This is a genomic window from Bifidobacterium sp. UBA6881, assembly GCA_002451435.1.
Lineage (GTDB): Bacteria > Actinomycetota > Actinomycetes > Actinomycetales > Bifidobacteriaceae > Bifidobacterium.
Genome location: DKCF01000099.1, coordinates 1 through 5103 on the forward strand (window position 1 = coordinate 1; position 5103 = coordinate 5103).

Annotated in this window: 2 protein-coding genes and 2 pseudogenes; 3 read left to right on the forward strand and 1 reads right to left on the reverse strand. The window is 59.6% G+C overall.

Annotated features, from left to right (window positions below; genetic code table 11):
* Together B3C64_RS07615 and B3C64_RS07620 are read left to right on the forward strand one after the other, a co-directional pair.
* Positions 1 to 213: pseudogene (locus B3C64_RS07615) on the forward strand (ketol-acid reductoisomerase); the annotation flags it as partial.
* Between the two features lie 342 nt (positions 214 to 555).
* Positions 556 to 2352 carry a sialate O-acetylesterase gene (locus B3C64_RS07620; RefSeq protein ID WP_291534874.1) on the forward strand — a complete coding sequence of 599 codons (1797 nt, stop codon included), beginning with the start codon at positions 556 to 558 and terminating at the stop codon, positions 2350 to 2352.
* Between the two features lie 591 nt (positions 2353 to 2943).
* On the opposite strand, the gene B3C64_RS07625 is transcribed toward B3C64_RS07620, so the two are convergent.
* Positions 2944 to 4416, reverse strand: a complete 1473-nt coding sequence (locus B3C64_RS07625; protein WP_291534875.1) for an amino acid permease — start codon at positions 4414 to 4416, stop codon at positions 2944 to 2946.
* 433 nt (positions 4417 to 4849) lie between these two features.
* On the opposite strand from B3C64_RS07625, the pseudogene B3C64_RS07630 reads away from it, so the two are divergent.
* Positions 4850 to 5103 (forward strand): annotated as a pseudogene (locus B3C64_RS07630) (hypothetical protein); the annotation flags it as partial.

Genomic DNA, 5103 nt, shown 5'->3' on the forward strand with positions numbered 1-5103 from the left:
CGCATCCAGGACGGCTCCTTCGCCAAGGAGTTCATCGACGACCAGGACGCCGGCGCTCCGAAGTTCAAGCAGCTGCAGGAAGAGTACGGCAACGTGCGCATCGAGACCGTCGGTCCGAAGCTGCGCGCCATGTTCTCCTGGAACAACGGCAAGGACGATGACGCCGACATGGCCACCTTCAACGGCAAGATCGCCCGTACCCAGGTTCAGTGAGCCGCTGTGATTCCGGTCCGAGCGCCGGAATCCGAACCTTGCGGAAAGGCCGCCGCCCGCATATTCGGGCGGCGGCCTTTTCACATGTTGCGTAATCGGCCTTTTTGCGTTCGCGCGGCCGTCAGTACGTTGGCGTGTGGGGCGGTATGCCGATTCCACTTCGGATGGTTCGCCTCGAATGTGTGCCGGATCGGACGAATCCGAATCCGTTTTCGTCCGGTTCGGCACACATGCATGGATGCGAATGCGTTTCGATATACGCTGATTGTTGGCCGGTATTTCGTCTGTGAATGGCCTAGGATATAAAAGTAATTCTGATGATTGTCACGTGGAAGAGAACATATGGTCACTGCGACTGGTACCGGACTCGGATCTGAAATGACGGCATCGTCCGAACCGTTCGGCAACCGTGGTTCATCGGGGGTTTTGCGCGTCGCTCCGGTTTTCGCCTCGCATATGGTATTGCAGCGCAACAAGCCCATCGCGGTGTTCGGCGCGTTGGACGCCGATTGCGCGGGACTTGAGGTCACCGCGGAAATCCGCGATTTCGACGGCACGACGCTCGCGCGCTCGCATGCCTACTCCGCCAAGGAGCTTCGTCATGGACTTTCGCCGTGGCGCGTGATGCTGCCCGCTCAGTCCGAAGGCGGTCCGTATATACTGCGCGTCACCGCGGGCAATGATTTCGTCGAATACGACGACGTGCTGATCGGCGAGGTCTGGCTTGCCGGCGGACAGGACAACATGGAGCTCGAACTGCGCGACAGCGCGCATGCCGAAGAATCATTGGAGGATTGCGCCGATCCGTTGCTCCGCTTCTACAACGTGCCCGAAACCGGCGTGATTAGCCGTGACGCCGAAAGCGCGTCGAGCTGGCGGGAATCCTCGTCGGAAAACAGCGGCGTGATGAGCGCGGTCGCCTATTATTTCGCCCGCAGATTGCGTGACAAGCTCGATTCCGATGTGCCGGTCGGCATCATCGACTGCTATGTCGGCGGCACGTCGATCAGCTGCTGGATGAGCGAGGACGCGCTGAATTCCAGCGAGGCCGGCCGCGGATACCTCAATCGCTACCGGCGTGCGATTTCCGGCAAAACGCAGGGCCAATTCGATTTGGAGACCTCCCAATGGCAGGGGGAGTTCAACCGGTGGAACGCGAAGGTGCTCGCCGCGCGCGAGGCGGACCCCGGCATCGCGCAAAATGAGTTGGACCAGCAGTATGGCGAATGCCCATGGCCGCCGCCGGTCACGCCGTCGTCGCCATACCGCCCGGCCGGGCCGTTCCACGCGATGCTGGAACGCATCGTGCCGTACTCCTTGGCGGGTTTCCTGTGGTATCAGGGCGAGGAGGACGAGCAATACTGCGGTTCCTACCGTGAGCTGCTTGGCATGATGATCGGTGAATGGCGCGCTTTGTGGAGCGAGAATCTGCCGTTCCTCATCGTGCAGCTGCCGCAATGGATCGACGCGCATGCCGCCAAGGACGATGGCGATCCCCTGCGCTGGCCGATGTTGCGCGAAGCCCAATGGGACGCCGCGCAATCCATCGACAACGTGTACGCGATTTGCACCATCGACTGCGGCGAATGCGACAACGTGCATCCTGCCGACAAGCGCACGCCCGGCGAACGTCTCGGTGACTGCGCCCTGCACAATGTCTACGGCATGGAGGACGCGCCGGTACGCGGTCCGAAATTGCTGGGATTCCGCGTCGGCGAGCGGGGGCGCGTGCGGCTGATGTTCCGCCATGCGCATGGACTGCATTTCGCGGGCACCACGCCGGGCAGCCAGGATGATGATGACCTGCCATCCCTGGTGCGCATGCCGGATCGTTCCGGTTTCGAGCTCGCCGGTGCCGATGGTGTGTTCCATCCCGCGACGGCGGCGATTTTCGTGGATTGCGACATCGACGATTTCGGTGATTCCAAGGTCAGCGTCGTCGACTACAACGCCACGGAATTCGGCATTCCGATCAACAGCCGCAGCATCGGCACGATTACTCTGGCGACGCCGGAGGTGCCCGATCCCGTGACGCTTCGCTATGCTTGGCGTAGTTGGGGTCCGGCGCCGCTATTCAACGACGAGCATCTGCCTGCGCCCCCGTTCCGTCTGGACCTGACGGAACATGACGAGGACTGACGGATCCGGCCCTATGCCGTTTAGACCGGCATAGGGCCGGAGGTGCCTCGTCACGGCTGGCGTGACGGTCGTGCAGTTTCTCGCCAATCCGGTGCTCGACCGTATCGATCCGGTCAGTTCGCTGAAAAGCGTGGAGTGAACATCGATCCTTCACTCCCAATCTTTTAACCCCGATCGATTGTGTTCTGGAGGTTGTGGTCCGGAATTCCGGGGGATTCAGTCCTGGAAGTTCTGGAGTTTGTGTTTTTGGAGGTTCCGAGGGGATTCTGTTCTGAGGATTCTAGAGGTTCTGATAAATTCTGGACGTTCTAGGAGGATTCGGTTCTGGAAATTCTGTTCTGGGAGTTTGTGTCCTCGAAAACAATTGTGCCAGACAGTCAGTTTGGAAACGAGGCTGTGCCAAAGATGCAGTTTGGAAAAAGAAGGTGCCAAAGATGCAGGACACGCCCGGATTTTATGGGCTGCAACTGCATCTTTGGCACAATTCTTGATTTTTGCGGAGTAGGGGGGTTCCTGTCGGACTTACCGGTTCCTGCCGGATTTGGGATTCTTCCTATCGGGTTTGGGATTCCTTATCGGACTTGGGTCCCCCTACCGACCATGGGCCTGGGTGAGCTGGTAGGCGGTGAACAATACCGCCAGCCAGATCACGCCGGCCACCACGGCGATGCGGTAGCTCGCCGAGAAGCACATCAATACCACGACCAATAGCATGAACGCGATCACCACATAAGGCGTGACCTTGGCGAACGGCAGCTTGAACGCGATCTTGTCGAGCGCCTCCTTGCCCTTCAGCCCCTTGAGTTCGGCCGGGCCATCGCCGGAAGCCACCACGCGACGGAACTTGATCTCCGTGATCATGATCATGATCCAGTTGATCGCGGCCGCGATCGTGGCGATCGACATCAGGTAGTTGAACGCGAACTCCGGCCACACGAACACGACCACCACGGCGATCGCGATGATGATGGCTGAGGTGATGACACCGCCGACCGGCACGCCGCGCTTGTTGAGTCTGCCCAGATAGGCGGGCGCGTTGCCCTGCTTCGCCAAGGAATACAGCATGCGGGAATTCGCGTACAGACCGGAATTGTAGACGCTCATCACGGCGGTCAGGCACACGAAATTGAGGATTCCCGCGGCGGCATGCACGCCGACGGAATCGAAGATCTGCACGAACGGGCTGGAATTGCCGTCGATCTTGCTCCACGGCACCACGGCCATGATGACGCCCAATGCGCAGATGTAGAAGACGAGGATTCGCCAGATGATGCCGTTCGTCGCCTTCGGAATAGTGACGCGCGGATTCTCCGTCTCACCCGCGGTGATGCCGATCAGCTCGGTGCCGCCGAAGCTGAACATCACCACGACCAATGCCATCATCAGACCGGTCCACGTGCCGTCCGCATTATGGGACATCAGGCCGTGCGGCAGGAATCCGCCGTCGACGGTGAACCAGTTCGCGAAGCTCGCGCGGATGCCCGAAGCGGTCGGCACGTTGGCGACGACCACATACAGGCCCCCGAGGATCATCGCCAGCACGGCGACGATCTTGATGATGGCGAACCAGAATTCGAATTCGCCGAACTTGTTCACGCCCATCAGGTTCAGCGCGGCGATGGCGACCAGGAACACGACCGCCGACACCCATTTCGGAATGTTCGGGAACCAGTAGTTCACGAACGAGCCGACCACGGAAAGCTCCACCATGGCGACCAGCACATAGTTGAACCAGTAGTTCCAGCCGGAGATGAAGCCCGCGCGCTTCGACCAGTAGCGCGTCGCATAGTAGCTGAACGCGCCCGCGCGCGGATCCTCCACCGCCATTTCGCTCAGCGCGCGCACGATCATGAAAATCGCGAGGCCGCCGATCAGATAGGCGAGCAGGATGGACGGTCCGGCGAGGCCTATCGATTCGCTCGATCCATAGAACAGGCCGGTGCCGATGGCGCCTCCCAAGGCGATCAATTGGATATGGCGGTTCTTCAATGATTTGCGCAGTGTCGGCGGAACCGGCACATCGTCGGTTTCGCGCGGCTTCTTCGCGGCGGTGACGTCGCTCATGGTTGTGCTTCTTTTCTCTTGTGTTTCAGTTGTCGTGACTATTATGCCTGTCCCGCCGTTTCCGGCCTGGACGAATGCTCACGATTGTAATGACCGCGATTGTCGTGCGATGAAACCCAACCCCGTTATGCGGCGAATATATCGATCCACGGACGCCGAACATGAAAAACTTGGGGGGGGGGGGGCAGTCTTTGGCGCTTTGCAAAAACGGTGGAAACAATGCGCTCGCCAAGCGTGGCGTGCGGGGCTAATAATCATGGAAATACAAGGATTGTATAAGCAGGGGGCATGTATGAGGGACTTCGTGCCTGTCCCTCTTTACAATGGGGTAAACGGAAATAGGGGATGTATACGGTATTAGGCATAGTCATGCGGCGCGATTCATCCATGATTGTTCGTTCACGAAGTCGGTCCATGCAGAAAGGCCTGTGAGATGATTGACGGCAAATTCACCGCGAAGGAACGCGCGTATCTGGCAAGCCTTCCGGCGGTCAAAAGCGTGAGCGCGACGCATATCCGGTATACGGACCGCTTCCGCGTCGAGGTTATGTGCCGGTACCATGCGGGCGAATCGCCTTCGGCCATGTTCCGTGAGGCCGGTCTCGATCCCAAACTGATCGGATACAAGCGGGTGGAACGCTGCATCGCGCGGTGGAAGCAGCAGGAGGCGCGTGAGGCCCGCAGAGG

What these genes read in the sequence shown, in the direction of transcription:
- B3C64_RS07620 (WP_291534874.1), top strand. Translation starts at nt 556, where the DNA reads ATGGTCACTGCGACTGGTACCGGACTCGGATCTGAAATGACGGCATCG.
- B3C64_RS07625 (WP_291534875.1), bottom strand. Translation starts at nt 4,416, where the DNA reads ATGAGCGACGTCACCGCCGCGAAGAAGCCGCGCGAAACCGACGATGTG.